At 68.1% G+C, this 16,296-nt stretch carries 14 protein-coding genes; 2 read left to right on the forward strand and 12 right to left on the reverse strand.

Annotated elements, in window-relative coordinates:
• The first annotated feature begins 1 nt into the window (after window position 1).
• Entirely contained in the window at window positions 2-631 is a 630-nt protein-coding gene (locus CGUA_RS01325; protein WP_290196947.1) for an MBL fold metallo-hydrolase, read from the forward strand.
• Here CGUA_RS01325 and purU read toward each other — a convergent pair whose 3' ends face one another.
• Window positions 632-1,486: a formyltetrahydrofolate deformylase gene (purU, locus tag CGUA_RS01330; RefSeq protein WP_290196949.1), complete on the reverse strand. Its 855-nt coding sequence runs from the start codon at window positions 1,484-1,486 to the stop codon at window positions 632-634.
• A 60-nt stretch (window positions 1,487-1,546) separates the two neighbouring features.
• Here purU and CGUA_RS01335 point away from each other — a divergent pair, with 60 nt between their 5' ends.
• Window positions 1,547-2,464 (forward strand): NAD-dependent epimerase/dehydratase family protein, encoded by a 918-nt coding sequence (locus tag CGUA_RS01335; RefSeq protein WP_290196952.1) that lies wholly within the window; start codon window positions 1,547-1,549, stop codon window positions 2,462-2,464.
• Here the strand turns inward: CGUA_RS01335 and CGUA_RS01340 are convergent.
• The 11 genes from CGUA_RS01340 to CGUA_RS01390 all read right to left on the reverse strand — a co-directional run bounded on the left by CGUA_RS01340 (window position 2,449) and on the right by CGUA_RS01390 (window position 16,288).
• Window positions 2,449-2,799: a DUF2304 domain-containing protein gene (locus CGUA_RS01340; protein WP_290196954.1), complete on the reverse strand. Its 351-nt coding sequence runs from the start codon at window positions 2,797-2,799 to the stop codon at window positions 2,449-2,451. The two genes, CGUA_RS01335 and CGUA_RS01340, sit on opposite strands and share 16 nt — an antisense overlap.
• Complete coding sequence (ppgS, locus tag CGUA_RS01345) at window positions 2,796-3,491, reverse strand: polyprenyl-phospho-N-acetylgalactosaminyl synthase PpgS (RefSeq protein ID WP_290196956.1); 696 nt, start codon at window positions 3,489-3,491, stop codon at window positions 2,796-2,798. The genes CGUA_RS01340 and ppgS overlap by 4 nt, the downstream gene beginning before the upstream one ends.
• A gap of 6 nt (window positions 3,492-3,497) precedes the next feature.
• Window positions 3,498-4,325: a glycosyltransferase gene (locus CGUA_RS01350; RefSeq protein ID WP_290196958.1), complete on the reverse strand. Its 828-nt coding sequence runs from the start codon at window positions 4,323-4,325 to the stop codon at window positions 3,498-3,500.
• A 157-nt stretch (window positions 4,326-4,482) separates the two neighbouring features.
• The gene (locus CGUA_RS01355) at window positions 4,483-6,930 is read right to left on the reverse strand and encodes a phosphoketolase family protein (RefSeq protein ID WP_290196960.1); all 2,448 of its coding nucleotides are present in this window, start codon (window positions 6,928-6,930) and stop codon (window positions 4,483-4,485) included.
• Window positions 6,931-7,014: 84 nt separating this feature from the next.
• Complete coding sequence (gene rfbA / locus CGUA_RS01360; RefSeq protein WP_290196962.1) at window positions 7,015-7,881, reverse strand: glucose-1-phosphate thymidylyltransferase RfbA; 867 nt, start codon at window positions 7,879-7,881, stop codon at window positions 7,015-7,017.
• A gap of 11 nt (window positions 7,882-7,892) precedes the next feature.
• Window positions 7,893-9,200, reverse strand: a complete 1,308-nt coding sequence (rfbD, locus tag CGUA_RS01365) for a dTDP-4-dehydrorhamnose reductase (RefSeq protein WP_290196964.1) — start codon at window positions 9,198-9,200, stop codon at window positions 7,893-7,895.
• A 3-nt stretch (window positions 9,201-9,203) separates the two neighbouring features.
• Window positions 9,204-10,199, reverse strand: a complete 996-nt coding sequence (gene rfbB, locus CGUA_RS01370) for a dTDP-glucose 4,6-dehydratase (RefSeq protein ID WP_290196966.1) — start codon at window positions 10,197-10,199, stop codon at window positions 9,204-9,206.
• A gap of 9 nt (window positions 10,200-10,208) precedes the next feature.
• A complete protein-coding gene (locus CGUA_RS01375) occupies window positions 10,209-11,648 on the reverse strand; it encodes an HNH endonuclease signature motif containing protein (RefSeq protein WP_290196968.1) in 1,440 nt (479 codons plus the stop codon).
• Window positions 11,649-11,738: 90 nt separating this feature from the next.
• Window positions 11,739-12,914 carry a polysaccharide biosynthesis protein gene (locus CGUA_RS01380; RefSeq protein ID WP_290196971.1) on the reverse strand — a complete coding sequence of 392 codons (1,176 nt, stop codon included), beginning with the start codon at window positions 12,912-12,914 and terminating at the stop codon, window positions 11,739-11,741.
• Window positions 12,911-14,242: a M1 family metallopeptidase gene (locus CGUA_RS01385; RefSeq protein ID WP_290196972.1), complete on the reverse strand. Its 1,332-nt coding sequence runs from the start codon at window positions 14,240-14,242 to the stop codon at window positions 12,911-12,913. The genes CGUA_RS01380 and CGUA_RS01385 overlap by 4 nt, the downstream gene beginning before the upstream one ends.
• A gap of 60 nt (window positions 14,243-14,302) precedes the next feature.
• Window positions 14,303-16,288, reverse strand: coding sequence for a prolyl oligopeptidase family serine peptidase (locus CGUA_RS01390; protein ID WP_290196974.1), 1,986 nt, complete (start codon window positions 16,286-16,288; stop codon window positions 14,303-14,305).
• Window positions 16,289-16,296: the final 8 nt, after the last annotated feature.

Genomic DNA, 16,296 nt, shown 5'->3' on the forward strand with positions numbered 1-16,296 from the left:
CATGGCCTTCCAGGTTGACCACATCGTCACCTCCGGCACCTTCGCCCTCGACGGCGGGGAGTGGGACGTCGACAACAACATCTGGATCGTCGGGGACGAGTCAGAAGTGTTCATCATCGACGCCGCCCACGAGGCCCAGCCGATCATCGACGCCGTCGGCGGGCGCACGGTCCGGGGCATCCTCGCCACCCACGGCCACAACGACCACGTGACCGTAGCGCCGGAGCTTTCCGAGAAGTTCGACGCCCCGATCTACCTGCACCCGGGCGACAAAATGCTCTGGGACATGGTCCACCAGGGCGTCGCCTTCGAGGAGCTCAAGGACCAGCAGGTCTTCGAGATCGCCGGCGCCGAGCTGCGGGTGCTCAACACTCCGGGCCACTCGCCGGGCTCGAGCTGCTTCTACGTTCCGGAGGCGGGCGAGCTCTTCTCCGGCGACACCCTGTTCCAGGGTGGGCCGGGCGCGACGGGCGACCGCTCCTTCGCGTCCTTCGACACCATCATCGAGTCGCTGAAGACCTCAATCCTGGATCTTCCGGCCGAGACGGTCGTGCGCACCGGCCACGGTGACCACACCACCGTCGGCCAGGAGGCGCCGCACCTGGAGGAGTGGATCAAACGCGGCTACTAGCTAGTTGAAGATCACCGTGCGGTTGCCGTAGACCATGACGCGGTCCTCCAGATGCCAGCGCAGCCCGCGGGCCAGGACCAGGGTCTCGGCGTCGCGTCCGATGCGGCGCAGGTCATCCGGGGTGTACTTGTGGTTGACCCGGATGACGTCCTGCTCGATGATCGGACCGTCGTCGAGATCCGTCGTGGCGTAGTGGCAGGTCGCGCCGATCTGCTTCACGCCACGGGTGTACGCCTGGTGGTACGGGCGCGCGCCCATGAAGGACGGCAGGAACGAGTGGTGGATGTTGATGGCCCGGCCCGCCCACTTCTCGCACAGATCCGGCGGCAGGATCTGCATGAACTTGGCCAGGACGATCGCGTCCGGCTCAATCGGATCGACAATCGCCGCGACCTTGTCGAAAGCCTCCCGCTTGCCGACGGCGTCCTTCGGGAAAGGCACGAAGTGGAACGGCAGGACGTACGCCTCGGCGATCGGCCGCAGATCCTCATGGTTGCCGATCACGCACTGCACATCCATCGGGTAGTCCCCGGAACGGACCCGGCCCAGCAGATCGTGGAGGCAGTGGCCCTCCCTGGTCACCAGGATGACGGATTTTTTCGCCACCGCGGTATCCGTCATCCGCCACTCCATGTCCTCCGCCACGGACTGGCCGAAGGCATCCTTGAAGGCCTCGAACTCCAGCCCCTCCGTGCGCACCGCGAGGCGGGCGAAGAACTTCCCCGACGCGTCGTCGGTGAAGAAGTCCGCTTCGTCGACCCAGCCTCCCTGCGCGGAAACGAATCCCGACAGCTCGGCGACGATGCCTGTGCGATCCGGACAGATGACGTTGAGCACGAAATGGCGTCGGTTCATTCCGCAGATGCTACCCAAGACGCCCGCCGGGGATGATTCGGGGTTGCTACCATGACAAGCATGCGCACTCTCGTCACCGGCGGCGCCGGGTTCATCGGTTCACACCTCGTCGACCTGCTCCTTTCCCAGGGGCACTCCGTGGTCGTCGTGGACAACCTCTCCCACGGCAAGCGCGACAACCTCGATGGGCGGGCCGAGCTCGTCGAGGCCGACGTCCTCGACGTCGACTTCGACGAGCTGCTGGCCCGGGTGAAGCCCGAGGTCGTGTTCAACCTCGCCGCCCAGATCGACGTCCGACACTCCGTCGCTGACCCCCTCCACGACGCCGAAACCAACATCCTCTCGGTCATCCGCCTGGCCGACGCCGCCCGCCGGAACGGGGTGCGCAAGATCGTGCACACCTCCTCCGGCGGCTCCATCTACGGAGAACCCTCCGAACTGCCGGTGGCCGAGGACACCGTCCCGGATCCGCATTCCCCCTACGCCGCCTCCAAGTACGCCGGCGAGATCTACCTCAACACCTTCCGACACCTCTACGGGCTGGAGTGCTCCCACATCGCCCCGGCCAACGTCTACGGTCCGCGCCAGGACCCCCACGGTGAGGCCGGTGTCGTCGCGATCTTCTCCCAGGCGCTGCTGTCGGGTGCGCCCACCAAGGTCTTCGGCGACGGTTCCAACACCCGCGACTACGTCTACGTCGCGGACGTGGCCCGGGCCTTTCTGCTGGCGGCCGGTGAGGTCGGCGGCGGCATGCGCTTCAACATCGGCACCTCGGTGGAGACCAGCGACCGTCAGCTGCATTCCCTGGTGGCGGCTGCCGCCGGAGCGTCAGATGAGCCCGAGTACGCCCCGGCCCGCCTGGGCGACCTGCCCCGTTCCGCACTGTCCTACGAGCGGGCGAAGAAGGTGCTGGGCTGGGAGCCGGAGGTCAGCATTGAGGATGGCGTGCAAGCCACCGTGGACTACTTCCGGTCCTGAAGTTCCTCGTCCGGGGCCACCGCGTTCTGGATGGCCACCGCCCGAGCCAGGCGCGCGTAGCGCAGCTCCTGCTCGCGGAAGCGAATCCACGTCGACATGGTGGTGAACATGAAGGCCACGACCAGGACGTAGAGCAGCAGGTCGGTGCCGCGGTCGACGCCGAGCCAGTTGGCCAGCACGGTCACGTCGTCCGGCCGGACGATCGCCCACAGCGCGGCCAGGACGAAGAGCACGAAGCCGATCTTGACCCAGGCCTTGGCCTGCGCCTTCCGGCGGTTCAGGAGGAAATAGGCCGCCAGCGCGAGGGCGGCGATGATCAGCAGCGCCTGAATCACTTGAGCCTCCTTCCCACGATGCCGTCGGCGAGGATGTTGACGCCGTTGATCAGGGACTGGCCCTTGCTCATGGAGTACTCCGTGTAGAGGATGTCGACCGGGTGCTCGGTCACGCGCCAGCCCTTCTCGGAAATCTTGTTGACGATCTCCGAGGCGTGCGACATGCCGTTCATCCGGATGTCCATCTCGTCGGCGACCCGTTTGTTGAACACGCGCAGGCCGTTGTGGGCGTCGGAAAGCCCCAGCCGGCGAGTGGTGGGGGAGAGCAGCACCACCGTCTTGAGCACCAGCCGCTTTATCCACGGGACCTGGGAGTTTTCCTGGTGCCCCTTGGCGAAGCGCGTGCCGACGATGATGTCCACAGGCTCCGTGCGCAACCTCTCGATCATGGTGACGACGTCCTTGACCTGGTGCTGGCCATCGGCGTCGAAGGTGACGAAATACTGCGCACCCGGCTGCTCGCGGGCGTACTCGATACCGGTCTGGATGGCGGCGCCCTGGCCGAGGTTCACCGGGTGGTTGATCAGGTGGGCGCCGGCGGCGTGGATGCGTTCGGCCGAGTCGTCCGCGGAGCCGTCGTTGACCGCGACGATGTTGGGAAAGGTCTGCCGGGCGTTGCTGAGCACGTCCTGAATTACGGAGCCCTCATTGAAGCAGGGCACCACCAGCCACGTATCCGAAAAGTCCTTCACAGCGGCTTAATCTACCCGCTGGCGGTGGAAGAGGCGCGAATAGACTCGCGTGATCAGGGCCTTGGGCAGGGCCCGGTACGCCATCCGGATGACCGTGTTCGCCCACGCCCGGGGGCGGGAAATCAGCCCGTAGGCGACGAGGTTGCGCTGCATCTCCCGCTCGGCGGCGAACATGCCGGTGCCGGTGCGGCGGGCGAACTGGGCGTCGTCGACGCGGAAGAAGGTCAGCGCCTCGGGCAGGTTGACGAAGCGGTAACCGCCGGCGAGCAGGCGGGCGTAGAGGTCGTAGTCCTCCATGTGGTGCACGTCGCGGTACCCGCCGACCTTGTCGACCGCCTCCGAGCGCATCATCACCGAGGGGTTGTTGACCGGGGAGTTCAGCTTCGCGTAGCGCGCGATCTCCTCGTGCGTGGCGGGCAGCGCGCGCACCTTTCCCGGGGCGTCGGCGCTGGCGTCGAACTCCGCGACCGCGGTGCCGATCACGTCGACCTCCGGGTGCGCCGCCGCGTAGCTCAGCTGCCGTTCGAAACGCTCCGGGTGGGCGACGTCGTCGGCGTCGAGGCGCGCCAGCCAGTCCGTGTGGATCGTGTCCAGCCCGGCCTGGGAGGCCGGCCCTGCCCCATGATTGCGCGCCAGCTTGACGACGCGGGCCTCCGGCCGGTCACTCACAAATCCCTCGATCACCGCGGCCAGCTCCGGCGGCAGCGGACCGTCCTCGACGATGACAATCTCATCCGCGGGCCGTGACTGGGCGACCAGGGAGTCCAGGGCCTCGGTGAGTTCTGCGGGGTCGATCCGGTGATACACCGTGATCAGCGCGGCTAGGGAGGTCATGGGCCTACTGTAGCGCGGCACCGCTGCTCACACGTGCCGCGGTGACGCTGGGCGTGCTCCCCCGGAGGGGCCCGGGCGCGGGACAGCGAAGGGAACCGCCGCGCGCCCCGTGATCACGGGACGCGCGGCGGTGACCGGCCGGTCAGGGGTCGCGACGCTAACGCTCCGGCAGCGGCGGACGCTGCACGTGGGAGTCGGAGGACGCCTTGCGCTCCAGATCCGGGGCCTCGAAGTCGCCGAGGAGCCAGTTGCGGACCTCCGGCATATCCTCGAGGTGCTCGACGATGTACTCCTCGTGGCGCTGGAGCTGCTTCTCGGCCCAGCGGTAGAGCTGGACGCCGCCGGCGGGGACGTTGCGGGCGTTGTTGAGGATGTCCATGACCAGGTGGTAGCGGGACACGCCGTTGCGGACGACCATGTCGAACGGGGTGGTCGTGGTGCCCTCCTCCTTGAAGCCGCGGGCGCGGAAGCGGTCGGCGTCCGGACGGCCATGGACCAGCTGGTGGATGGCGCCCGGGTAACCGTGGAAGGCGAAGACGACGTCGACGTCGTCGGTGAACATCTTCGTGAACTCGGACTCGCTCATGCCGTGCGGGTGGTCCTTCGCGCGGTACAGCGTCATCAGGTCGACGACGTTGACGAAACGGATCTTCAGGTCCGGCAGGGTCTTCTTGACGATCTCGGCGGCGGCGACGGCCTCCATCGTGACGACGTCACCGGCGGTGGCGATGACGATGTCCGGCTTCTCCTCGCCCAGGCCGTCGGTGCCGGCCCAGTCCCAGCGGCCGTAACCGCGGCCGACGTGGTCCTTGGCCTCGTCCAGCGACATGTACTGCAGCTGCGGCTGCTTGTCCTGGATGACCAGGTTGACCTTGTTCTTGTCGGCGAAGATCTTCTCGGACACGACGGCCAGGGAGTTGGCGTCGACGGGCAGGTAGATGCGTCCGACCGCCTTGTTCATGTTGAGCACGACGTTGAGCAGCTCCGGGGCCTGGTGGGAGAAGCCGTTGTGGTCGTTGCGCCAGCAGGTCGAGGACAGCAGGATGTTGAGCGAGGGGGTCTTGGCGCGCCAGTCCAGGTGGTTGGCCTCCTGGAACCACTTGCCCGCCTGCATCGTCATCGACGCCGAGACCATGCCGAAGGCCTCGTAGGAGGCGTACAGGCCGTGGCGGCCGGTGAGGTTGTAACCGTCGAGCCAGCCGTGCGAGTTGTGCTCAGAGAGCACCTCCATGACGCGGCCGTTGCGGGAGAGCTTCTCGTCGATGAGATCGGTGCGTTCCATGAAGGCACGGTCGGAGACCTCGAAGACCGAGCCCAGGCGGTTGGAGTTGGTCTCGTCCGGGCAGAAGAGGCGGAAGTTGTCCGGGTTGTCCTCGTAGGCGTCGCGCATGATCTCGCCCAGGGTGCGGGTGGATTCGGCCTTGACCCGTCCCCGGGTCTCGTCGGTGACCTCGCGCTCATAGTTCTTCAGGTCGCGAAGCTTGAGCTCCTTTGTCAGCAGCCCGCCGTTGGCGTGCGGGTTAGCCGACATGCGGAGAGCGCCCTCCGGGTTGTTGGCCTTGACCAGGTCGGTCAGGGTGCCGTCGGAGTTGAACAGCTCCTCCGGACGGTAGGAGCGCATCCATTCCTCGAGCAGGCGCAGCTGCTTCTCGTCCTCCTTCATGCCGTCCAGCGGAACCTGGTGGGAACGCCAGGTGCCCTCGTAGATCTTGTGGTTGACGGTGTGCGGGCCGGTCCAGCCCTTGGGGGTGCGTAGGACGATCATCGGCCATACGGGGCGCTCGCCGTCCCAGGCGCCGGAGCGGGCCTCGGCCTGGATGGCGCGGATCCGGCCGTAGGCGTAGGACAGGGCGGTGGCGAAGCGCTCGTGCATCCACGGCAGATCCTCGCCCTCGACCCAGATGACCTCGTAGCCGTGGCCCTCGAGCAGGGCCTGGACCTCCTCCGGGTCCTTGCGCGAGAGCACGGTCGGGGAGGCGATCTTGCCGCCGTTGAGGTGGAGGATGGGCAGGACGGCGCCGTCGTGTTCCGGGTTGAGGAAGGACACGGACTTCCAGGAGCCTTCGAGGGGGCCGGTCTCGGCCTCGCCGTCACCGACGACGGAGGCGACGATCAGATCCGGGTTGTCGAATGCCGCGCCGAAGGCGTGGGAGAGGGCGTAACCCAGCTCGCCGCCCTCGTGGATGGAGCCCGGCGTGGTGACCGAGGCGTGGGAGGGGATGCCGCCCGGTGCGGAGAACTGGCGGAAGAGCTTGGCCAGGCCGTCGGTGTCCTCGGTGATGCGCGGGAAGCACTCGGTGTAGGAGCCCTCCAGGTAGGAGGCGGAGACCAGCGCCGGGCCGCCGTGGCCCGGGCCCGTGATGTAGATGACGTCCTGGTCGGTGTGCTTGATCAGGCGGTTCAGGTGGGCGTAGATGAAGGCGAGGCCGGGGGAGGTGCCCCAGTGCCCGAGGAGTCGCGGCTTGATGTCGTCGGCGGTCAGCGGGCGCTCAAGCAGGGGGTTGGACTTGAGGTAAATCTGGCCGACGGTGAGGTAGTTGTTGGCGCGCCACCAGGCGTCGATCTGCTGGACTTCTTCGCGGGTGAGTTCAGGTACGGTGCTCATGCCATCCACCTTAATGGTCATATCAAAGAGCGTCAATGAAAAACTGTCAGCAGGGACCCATACTGCCTTCGGATGTGTCCCATCTCATAGCGACAGTACGTCTTCAAGGTACTGCCCGTATCCGGATTTCGTCAGAGGGCCGGCGAGGGACCGAAGGGCGTCGGCGTCGATGAACCCGGCCTCGTAGGCCGCGATCTCGGGGGAGCCGATCATCTGGCCAGTACGTTTCTGCAGCACCTCGACATATGCCGCGGCCTCCGACATGGAATCCACCGTCCCGGTGTCCAGCCACACGTCACCGCGCAGCATCCGCCGCACCTGCAACCGTCCCTGGCGCAGGTAGGCCTCGTTGACCGCGGTGATCTCCAGCTCGCCCCGCGCGCTCGGCGTGATCTGCTTCGCGATCTCCACCACGCTGTTGTCGTAGAAGTACAGGCCCACCACCGCGTGGTTCGACTTCGGGTGCGTCGGCTTCTCCTCGATGGACACCGCCCGATCTGTCTCTGGGTCGAACTCGACGACGCCGTAGCGCTCCGGATCCGAGACCTCGTAGGCGAAGACGATGCCGCCCTCCGGGTCCCGGCAGGTCTGCAGCGCGGTGGAAAAACCGTGGCCGTCGAAGATGTTGTCGCCCAGGACCAGAGCCACGTCCTCCTCGCCGATGAACTCCTCGCCGATGAGGAAGGACTGTGCCAACCCCTCCGGTCGGGGCTGTACCGCGTAGTCGATCATGACGCCCAGGTGGGAGCCGTCACCGAGCAGGCGTCGAAAATTCGGCTGATCCTCCGGGGTGGTGATGATGAGGATCTCCCGGATGCCCGCCTGAATCAGCGTGGACAGCGGGTAGTAGATCATCGGCTTGTCGTAGATCGGCATCAGCTGCTTCGAAATCGCCTGCGTGATGGGGTACAAACGGGTGCCGGACCCACCGGCCAGGATGATGCCTCTCATGTCCGCTGAGTCTAGGGGGTCAGGGCCACGTACAGCGCGAGCCCGACGCGCCAATTCTGCGGGGTGAACCCGGTCGCGGTGATCTTGTCCAGGGACAGTTCGCTGTTGGCCGGGCGGGGCGCGTGCGGGGCGTCACCGTAGTACTCCGCCGACGGGGTGGGGTGGACCTCGGCCGGGTCGTGGCCGACGGCGATGAAGGTGGCCATGGCGATCTCGTCGCGGCCGGCGGCGTCGCCGCCGCCGGTGACGTTGTAGACGCCGTACTCGGGCTTCTTCTCCAGCAGGTGGACGATGGCCCTGGCCAGGTCCTCGGCAAACGTCGGCCGGCCGCGCTGGTCGTCGACGACGCGGGGCTCGACGTCCCGCGCCGCCAGATCCATCATGGTGCGGATGAAGTTGCCGCCGTTGCCGGCGACCCAGGTGGTGCGCACCACGTAGTGTTTCGGGGCGGTCGCCGCCGCGGTGTCACCCGCGGCCTTCGCCGCCCCGTAGAAGGACAGCGGCGAGACCGGATCCTCCTCCGTGTACGCCCCCTCCTTCGCCCCGTCGAAGACGTAATCGGTGGACACGTGCACCAGCGTGATGTCGTTGTCGGCGGCAATCCGGGCCAGCTTCGCCGGACCCGTCGCATTCACCGCCCACGCCCGCGCCCGGTCATTCTCCGCACCATCGACGTCGTTGTACGCCGCGGTGTTGATGATCGCCTCATACTGGCGCCAGTTGCGCGCCGGCGGATCGGTGATGTCGAACTCGTCGTGGGTGCAGAACTCCGCGTCAGGCAGGAGCCTGCGCAGCGCCGAGCCCAGCTGGCCGTTGGCGCCGGTCACCAGCACCCTGCGCGGGGAGATCGGCTCCGCCACCGCCGGGGTGGCCAGATCCTTGGCCGAGACATTGACCGGCTCCAGCGGCCAGTCCACCAGGTTCAGCGAAATGTTGGCGTACTGCGCCTGCGCCGACCAGTAATCACCCACCAGGTAGGTGTAGACCGTGTCATCGTCCAGAGCTTGGAACCCGTTGGCCACCCCCCGCGGCACGAACACCGCCGACTCCGGCCCGAACTCGTGGGTCACGGTCTCACCGAAGGTGGCCGAGCCCTCCCGCAGGTCGTGCCAGGCGCCGAAGACCCGGCCGTGGGCCACCGAGACCAGCTTGTCCCAGGGCTCGGCGTGCAGGCCCCGGGTCGTGCCCCGCGCCGCGTTGAAGGAGACGTTCTGCTGCACAGGGCGGAAATCCAGCCAGTCCGCCCGCCAGTTCTCCTTGAACCAGCCGCGACCGTCCTCATGGACGGCCAGGTCGATGATCTTGAGTCCCTCAATCATGTTCTACTGTCCCCTCGTCGCGTAACCGGCCTCGACCCTGTCCTTGATCGGGCGCCACCACGTCTCATTGTCCCGGTACCACTGAATCGTCCGGGCCAGGCCGTCGGCCAGGCCGGTGGTGTAGCGCGGGCGCCAGCCCAGCTCGGTGCGCAGTTTGCCCGCGTCCATCGCGTAGCGCTGGTCGTGGCCGGGCCGGTCGGCGACGTGCTCGTAGCCGGGCGCGCCCATGAGATCGCAGATCAGCTCGATGACGGTCTTGTTGGTGGCCTCCCCGTCGGAGCCGATGTTGTAGGTCTCGCCGGACCGGCCGCGGTCAAGGATGGTCAGCACCGCGTCGTTGTGGTCGTCGACGTGGATCCAGTCGCGGATCTGCTCGCCGGTGCCGTAGAGCTTCGGGGTGCGCCCATCGAGGATGTTGGTGATCTGGCGGGGGATGAACTTCTCGATGTGCTGGTAGGGGCCGTAGTTGTTGGAGCAGTTCGAGATCGTCGCATGGACGCCGAAGGAGCGCACCCAGGCGCGCACCAGGTGATCGGAGGAGGCCTTCGACGCCGAGTACGGGCTCGACGGGGCATACGCGGTGGTCTCGGTGAAACGCGGTCCGGTCGGGGTCAGATCGCCGAAGACCTCGTCGGTGGAGATGTGGTGCAGGTACTTTTCGTGGGCGCGCACGGCCTCGAGGAGGGTGTAGGTGCCCAGGATGTTGGTCCGGATGAACGGGGACGGGTCGCGCAGGGAGTTGTCGTTGTGGGATTCGGCGGCGAAATGGACCACGGTGTCGGCCCGGGCCACCAGAGAGTCAACCAGCGATGCGTCGCCGACGTCGCCCTCGACAAACTCCACCACCGAAGCGTCGAGGCCGGCGAGGTTGTCGCGCCGGCCGGCGTAGGTGAGTTTGTCGAGGACGATGACGTGGTCGGCCGCGTTGCGGTCGAGGGTGAGGCGGACGAAGTTGGCGCCGATAAACCCGGCCCCGCCGGTGACGAGCATGGTGGACATGTGCGCCAACTATACGGCGAAGAGGCCGGGGTCATCATGACCGGCGGGCGGGTCGCTCGTGGCCCGGTACTTGCGCCGGATCTTGGCCCCGGCGGCGTGCGCGGCGGCGGCCCCGTCGTTGAATCTGAGGTGGTCGGAGCCGGCGTCGCGCCACCCGGCCCGCCCGGACGTCGGGTCCCGCTCGGCGTGGCCCATGTTGTTGGCCCCGTCCCGCCTGTCGTTGTTGGCGGGGTGGTGGATCCAGCAGGAGAGGGTCAGATTATCGGGATGGGTGGGGCCGCCCTCGGAGTGGGCGATGATGTGGTGGGCGTCGGATTCGTCGAGCGGTTTGCCGCAGCCGTAGTGGGTGCAGACCAGTTCCCCGGCGAAGAGGGCGATGCGCTGTTCCAGGGTGGCCGAGCGCTGCCCGACGCCCACCGAGAGGGGTTTGCCCTGCCTGTCGTGGAGGACGAAGAAGTCGCTGATGGCCGCGCCCAGGCGGTGCAGGTCGGCCGGGTTGAGGTAGATGTCCGTGTTGGTGGGGAAGACGGACTCGGGGTTCATTCCGAGGATGTCGTCCAGCGTCATCGAAATGACGAGTGAGCCCATGCCGGAACGCTGGCGGGCCGCGGAGGCGGGTGCGTTGGCCACGAGGTTGACCAGGTGGTCCGCGCGCTGCTGGCCGAGGGTGCGTTTGTCCTCCGGGTCCCGGGGGCCGGCGACCGCGTCCATCTCCTTGGCGGAGAACCGGGATTTCAGGAGGGCGGCCTCCCCCGCGGAGAGGTAGCCGTAGAAGGGGACGCCGCCCAGCTCGTCCTGTTTTCCGAAGGCGAAGTACCTCTTCTTGTGGGCGGCCTGCGGATCCCTGCCCCCGCCCGGGGTGCGTCGGCGGGAGTTGGCGGAGCGGATCTGGTCGCGCAGCCAGCGCCGCAGATCCTCCGGGGAGCGGGAGGCGGACGCCGCCAACGCCAGGTCGCGGAGCTCGTCGACGCCTGGTTGTGCATGCTCGGTGACCTGCCGCAATTCGGCGTCGATGATGCGGCGCTTCTCCTCGGTGACGGACTGGCGCCGGCGGGCGCGCTCCCGTGCCTCGGCCGCCGCCGTGGCGCGACGGGCTTCCTCGGCTTCACGGGCGGCCCGCTTCTCCGCCGATTCATCGCCACCCGGTTGCTGCCGGGGAGGCTCCGGCGGTGGGGCGAAGAGTTCATTGCCGCGGCGCAGGCGCCGGGAGGCCTCGGAGCGGGAGATGTCGAGCCTGCCGGCGAGGTAGTCGGCGGTGGTGACCCCGCCGACGAGTCTGCCGGCCTGGTGCAGGTCGGCGAGATAAGCGAAGGCGGCGTCGATGGCCGGCTTGCGGGCCAGCGCCTTTTCCAGGCGTTCGAAGTGTTCGCGTTCGGAGGAGAAGGCGACGGCGTCGGGCGTGGCCATGACCTCGGCCAGCCCCGACAGTGCGTCATCGATCTGTGTCACCAGATCGCCAATCCCCCGATTGTCCATGCCTCACATTCTAAAGGCTCCGGGGGCCGACGCAATCCTTTTATTCAAACATGTGTGCGAAATCTACCGGCGCAGCGCCAACGCGTGGACGGCGCCGCCGACCAGGGGGCCGACGATCAGCCCGATGCCGACGGAGAGTTCCAGCGGCAGGGGAATGAGCAGGAACAGGAAGGCGACGAGCGTGGCGGCGACCCAGCCGCCGACGTAGAGCCCGTGCTGCTCGCGGGCCAGCGCCGCCGCGCCGGTGATCATCAGCGAACCCGCGCAGGCGGAGGCGAAGGTGAGCGCGGCCAGGAAGCCGCCGGAGACCCAGAAATCCTCGTTGCCGCGCTGGACGGTGACCATCAGCCACGGGCCGACGAGCCAGGCCAGGCCGGCACCGGCCAGCCCCACCAGCAACACGAGCCCGATGGGCATGGCCAGCGCCCGGGCGGAACCCTGAGCCACGAAGCGGGAGATCAGCGCGGTCTGGAAACGCTGGACCGGCACGAGAATCGGTGCGCGGGTGAAGGAGATCGCCATCATCACGGCGCCGACGGTGACGCCGGTGAGTGTCTCCCGGTCGGCGGCGGTGGCCTGGAGCAGCGTCGGGAAGCCGGTGATCAGCGCGGCGGAGGAGCCGGAGGCGGCCATGGCGGAGGCCACCCGGCGGACGAACACCGGCAGGGAGACGTCGACGCGCACGGCAAGGTCCGCGCGGCGCAGAACGGCCAGCCAGGACGCCGCGCCGATCGCGGTGATGACGAAGAACCCGACCAGGCCCCAGCCCAGCAGCCACGCCACCAGCGTCAGCGCCAGACGGACGCCGGAATCCAGCGCGACCAGGGCGGAGTAGCGGCCCCATAGCCCGGCCCCGGAGAGGACGCCGGAGAGGACGGCCTGGAACGTGTAGGAGAGGAGGCCGACGGTCATCAGGGCGGTGGCGGAACGGGGCTCGTCGACAAGCAGGCCCATCCACGCCGGCGAAGTCGCAGCCACCACCAGCGCCACCACCAGTGACAGGCCGAAGCCGGCCCGCCAGGGGCGGGCGTCCCGGGCGACGGCGCCTTCGCGAACTGCCGCGGCGCCGCGGGTGGTTTCGTGCGTGATGCCGTCGATGAGCCCGGTCAGCGCGAAGAACAGGCCCCAGTAGGCCTGGAACTGCGCGTAGCCCGATTCGCCGAGCGTCCAGCCTGCGACGATGAGGACGAGGAAGCCGGACAGCGCGGCGAAGATCGTCGCCAGGCCCAGGTACTTCACCGGGGGAACTCCGGCAGGGCGGGGGACCACAACCAGGCGTCGAGAAGTTCGTCGATCTGCTCCTGGTTTCCGACGCGGTAGAGCTGGGTACGCAGGTCAACCGGCTCGACGATTGAATGGCGCCCAAAAGAAACGTAGGCGCGGAGAGCCTCGAAGAACGCGGCGTCACCAAGCAGGACGCGCAGCGCGTGCACCGTCAGCGCACCCCGCTTGTAGACGCGGTCGTCGAACATGTCCTGCGCGCCGGGATCGCCGATGACGAGATCCTGCGGCTTCATCGCCAAATCCTGGTAGTGCTCCAGGGCCGAATCCGCCGCCGGGTGGCCCTTGTGCTCGAACCACAGCCACTCGCAGTAGCAGGCGAAGCCCTCGTTGAGCCAGATGTCGTCCCACTGCGCCAGGCCCAGCGAGTTGCCGAACCACTGGTGCGAGAGTTCGTGCGCGACCAGGCGCTCCCACTCCGGCGTGACCATGTTGGAGCCGAAGATCGACAGGCCCTGGGCCTCCAGCGGAATCTCCAGCTCATCCTCCGTCATCACCACCGTGTAGCGGGGGAAGGGGTAGGGGCCGAAGATGTTCTCGTAGACCTCGAGCATCTCCTCCTGGTCGCGGAAGGCCTCGCGCGCCTCCTCGAGGAAGCGGCGGGGGACCCAGGCGTCGGTGCGCGTGCCCAGTTCGAGGCGCGTGTACTCGCCGACCTGCAGCGTCACCAGGTAGGAGGCCAGCGGCTGTGCGGTGCGGTAGTGCCAGGTCGTGGTGGAGCCGGCGCCCCGCTTGTGGACCAGCTCGCCGTTGCTGATCACCGTGAAGGGGTTGTCGGCGGTGACCCGGATGTCGTAGAGCGCCTTCTCGTCCGGGGTGTCGTCGCAGGGGAACCAGCTGGGTGCGCCGTTGGGCTGCGAGGCGACGAGGGCGCCGGACTCCAGCTCCTCCCAGCCGATGTCCCCCCAGGTCGTGCGGCGCCCGCGCGGGTTGCCGCCGTAGCGGATGACCAGCTGGAACTCCGTGTCGGCGCGCAGCGGTTCGGAGAAGGTGATGCGCAGCTTGTTGTCGCTGTGCTTGAAACGGGTGACCTTGATGGAGCGGCCGCCCGCGCCCACGGCCGTGACCCGCCGGACGCTGAGGTTGTTCATCAGATCCAGCGTCATCACTCCGAGGTCCTTCCACGTCACCACGTCAATGGTCGCGGTGCCGTCGAGCCGGTTCGGCATCACCCGGTACGTCAGATCAAGATGGTAATGGCGGGCGTGGAACCCGAGGTTGAAATCAATCCCGGTGTACGCGTCACGCGTACCGGGGACTGGCGTGGTGCGCAGGCGAAGAGTCATGATTTCGCCAATGCTACTAGGCCCTTCGCTTGTCGACGCCGCGTGGTCCCCGCCCCACACCTACCCCAGTTTCTCGACCAGCCAGGAGTAGATGAGCGATTCCACCCGGGCGACCTGGTCGTTGTCGGAGGCGCCGGCGTGGCCGCCGCCGGTGTTCTCGAAGTAGTCCACCGGCTGACCGGCCTCGGCCAGCGCCCTGGCGAAGAGTCGTGCGTGGGCGGGGTGGACGCGGTCGTCGCGGGTGGAGGAGGTCACCAGCGCCGGCGGGTAGGGCACCGTGGCGGAGACGTTGTGGAGCGGGGACCAGGATTCCAGGGCCCGGCGCTCCTCGTCGACGCGCGGGTCGCCGTACTCCGCCATCCACGACGCGCCGGCGAGCCACTCGTGGTAGCGCAGCATGTCGGTCAGCGGCACCTGGACCACCGAGGCGCCGAAAGCCGAGGGGTACCGGTTCAGGGCGCCGGCGGTGAGCAGGCCACCGTTGGAGCCGCCGCGGATGCCCAGCTGGTCCGGGGTGCAGTAACCGCGCTCGACGACGTCCCGGAGCACGGCCTCGTGGTCCTCCCACACCTTGTGCCGGTTGGTCTTGACCACCTGGGAGTGCCATTCGGGGCCGAATTCGCCGCCGCCGCGGAGGTTGGGCTGGACGTAGTGGCGGCCGCCCTCAAGCCAGGCCAGGCCCTGCACGGGTGAGTACCCCGGGGTCAGGGAGACCTCGAAGCCGCCGTAACCGCCACACAGGGTGGGGCGAGCCCCGAGGGAGAAGTCGCCGGTGATGAAGTACGGGATCTCGGTGCCGTCGGCGGAGGTGGCCCAGTGCTGGCGGGTTTCGAGTCCCTCGGCGTCGAAAAGCGCGGGCGTCTGTTTGGCGACGCGCAGTTCCGCCGCGCCCTCGGCCGGGGCCCAGCGGTAGAGGGTCGGCGGGGTGGTCGGGGAGGAGACGGAGAGCCAGATCTCGTCACCGTCGAGGTGCGAGGTGGCGACGACGGAGGCGGTGGCGGCCGCCGGCAGTTCGAGGTCGATGACCCCGGCGCTGAAGGAGAGCGGGACCAGGGAGACGGCGGTGGCGACGTCGTCGAGCACCGTCAGCACGAGGTAGTTCTCCGTGAACGCCATCGAGCGCAGTGAGGTGTGCGCCGTGGGCTGGAAGACGAGCATGAAGTCACGGCTGCCGGCGAGGAAGTCCTCCAGCAGCATGACGCCAAGGCCGCCGGCGGGGACGCCGTGCACCGCGGTCCGCGGATGAATGAGCAGGAACTGCTGGTGGATGACGGATTCGCAGTCCTCGGGAAGCTCGAGGACCTGGAGGCCGGCGTCGGTGCTCACGGCCACGCGGGAGGAGTAGAAGTCCATCGCCCGGGTGACGGTGATGCGGCCGGTGAGGGGTTCGGACCAGGCGCCGATGAGGACGTCGTCGGGGGAGCAGGTCGCGTAGACCTCGGCGTCGGCGATGGCGTCGCCGCGGCGCCACAGGCGGACCTGGGCGGGGTAGCCGGAGGTGGTCAGCGAGCCCTCGCCGAAGTCGGTGCCGACCAGCAGGGTGTCCTCGTCGACCCAGGAGACGTCGGACTTGGCCTCGGGCAGGGTGAAGCCCCCCTCGATGAAGGAACGGGAGTTGAGGGAGAACTCGCGCACGACGGTGGCGTCGGCGCCGCCGCGCGAGAGGCGCAGCAGCGCCCGGTCGTTGGCCGGAACGAGCACGTGCGCGCCCTTCCAGACCCAGTCCTCGTCCTCCTCGCGGGCCAGGGCGTCGACGTCGACGAGCACTTCCCACTCGGGATCCTCGCTGAGGTAGGAGTCGAGGGTGGTGCGGCGCCACACGCCCCGGACGTGCGAGGCGTCGCGCCAGAAGTTGTAGAGGTGCTCGCCGCGCCGGGTGACATAGGGGATGCGCGCGTCGGTGTCGAGGGCGGCGCGGATGCGTTCGCGCAGCTCGGCGCGCGGGTAGGCGGCTTCGGTGTTCTCGGACCAGTCGACGGCCCAGGCGAGCGCCTCCTCGCCTTCGACGGGCACCAGCAGTTCGGGGTTGATCGTGTGGCGGCTCATAATCTGAT

This window comes from Corynebacterium guangdongense, from assembly GCF_030408915.1.
In the GTDB taxonomy this organism is placed as follows: domain Bacteria; phylum Actinomycetota; class Actinomycetes; order Mycobacteriales; family Mycobacteriaceae; genus Corynebacterium; species Corynebacterium guangdongense.

Coding starts and splice junctions, on each gene's coding strand:
- CGUA_RS01325 (WP_290196947.1), top strand. CDS start 2: ATGGCCTTCCAGGTTGACCACATCGTCACCTCCGGCACCTTCGCCCTC.
- purU (WP_290196949.1), bottom strand. CDS start 1,486: ATGAACCGACGCCATTTCGTGCTCAACGTCATCTGTCCGGATCGCACA.
- CGUA_RS01335 (WP_290196952.1), top strand. CDS start 1,547: ATGCGCACTCTCGTCACCGGCGGCGCCGGGTTCATCGGTTCACACCTC.
- CGUA_RS01350 (WP_290196958.1), bottom strand. CDS start 4,325: ATGACCTCCCTAGCCGCGCTGATCACGGTGTATCACCGGATCGACCCC.
- CGUA_RS01355 (WP_290196960.1), bottom strand. CDS start 6,930: ATGAGCACCGTACCTGAACTCACCCGCGAAGAAGTCCAGCAGATCGAC.
- rfbA (WP_290196962.1), bottom strand. CDS start 7,881: ATGAGAGGCATCATCCTGGCCGGTGGGTCCGGCACCCGTTTGTACCCC.
- rfbD (WP_290196964.1), bottom strand. CDS start 9,200: ATGATTGAGGGACTCAAGATCATCGACCTGGCCGTCCATGAGGACGGT.
- rfbB (WP_290196966.1), bottom strand. CDS start 10,199: ATGTCCACCATGCTCGTCACCGGCGGGGCCGGGTTTATCGGCGCCAAC.
- CGUA_RS01385 (WP_290196972.1), bottom strand. CDS start 14,242: ATGACTCTTCGCCTGCGCACCACGCCAGTCCCCGGTACGCGTGACGCG.
- CGUA_RS01390 (WP_290196974.1), bottom strand. CDS start 16,288: ATGAGCCGCCACACGATCAACCCCGAACTGCTGGTGCCCGTCGAAGGC.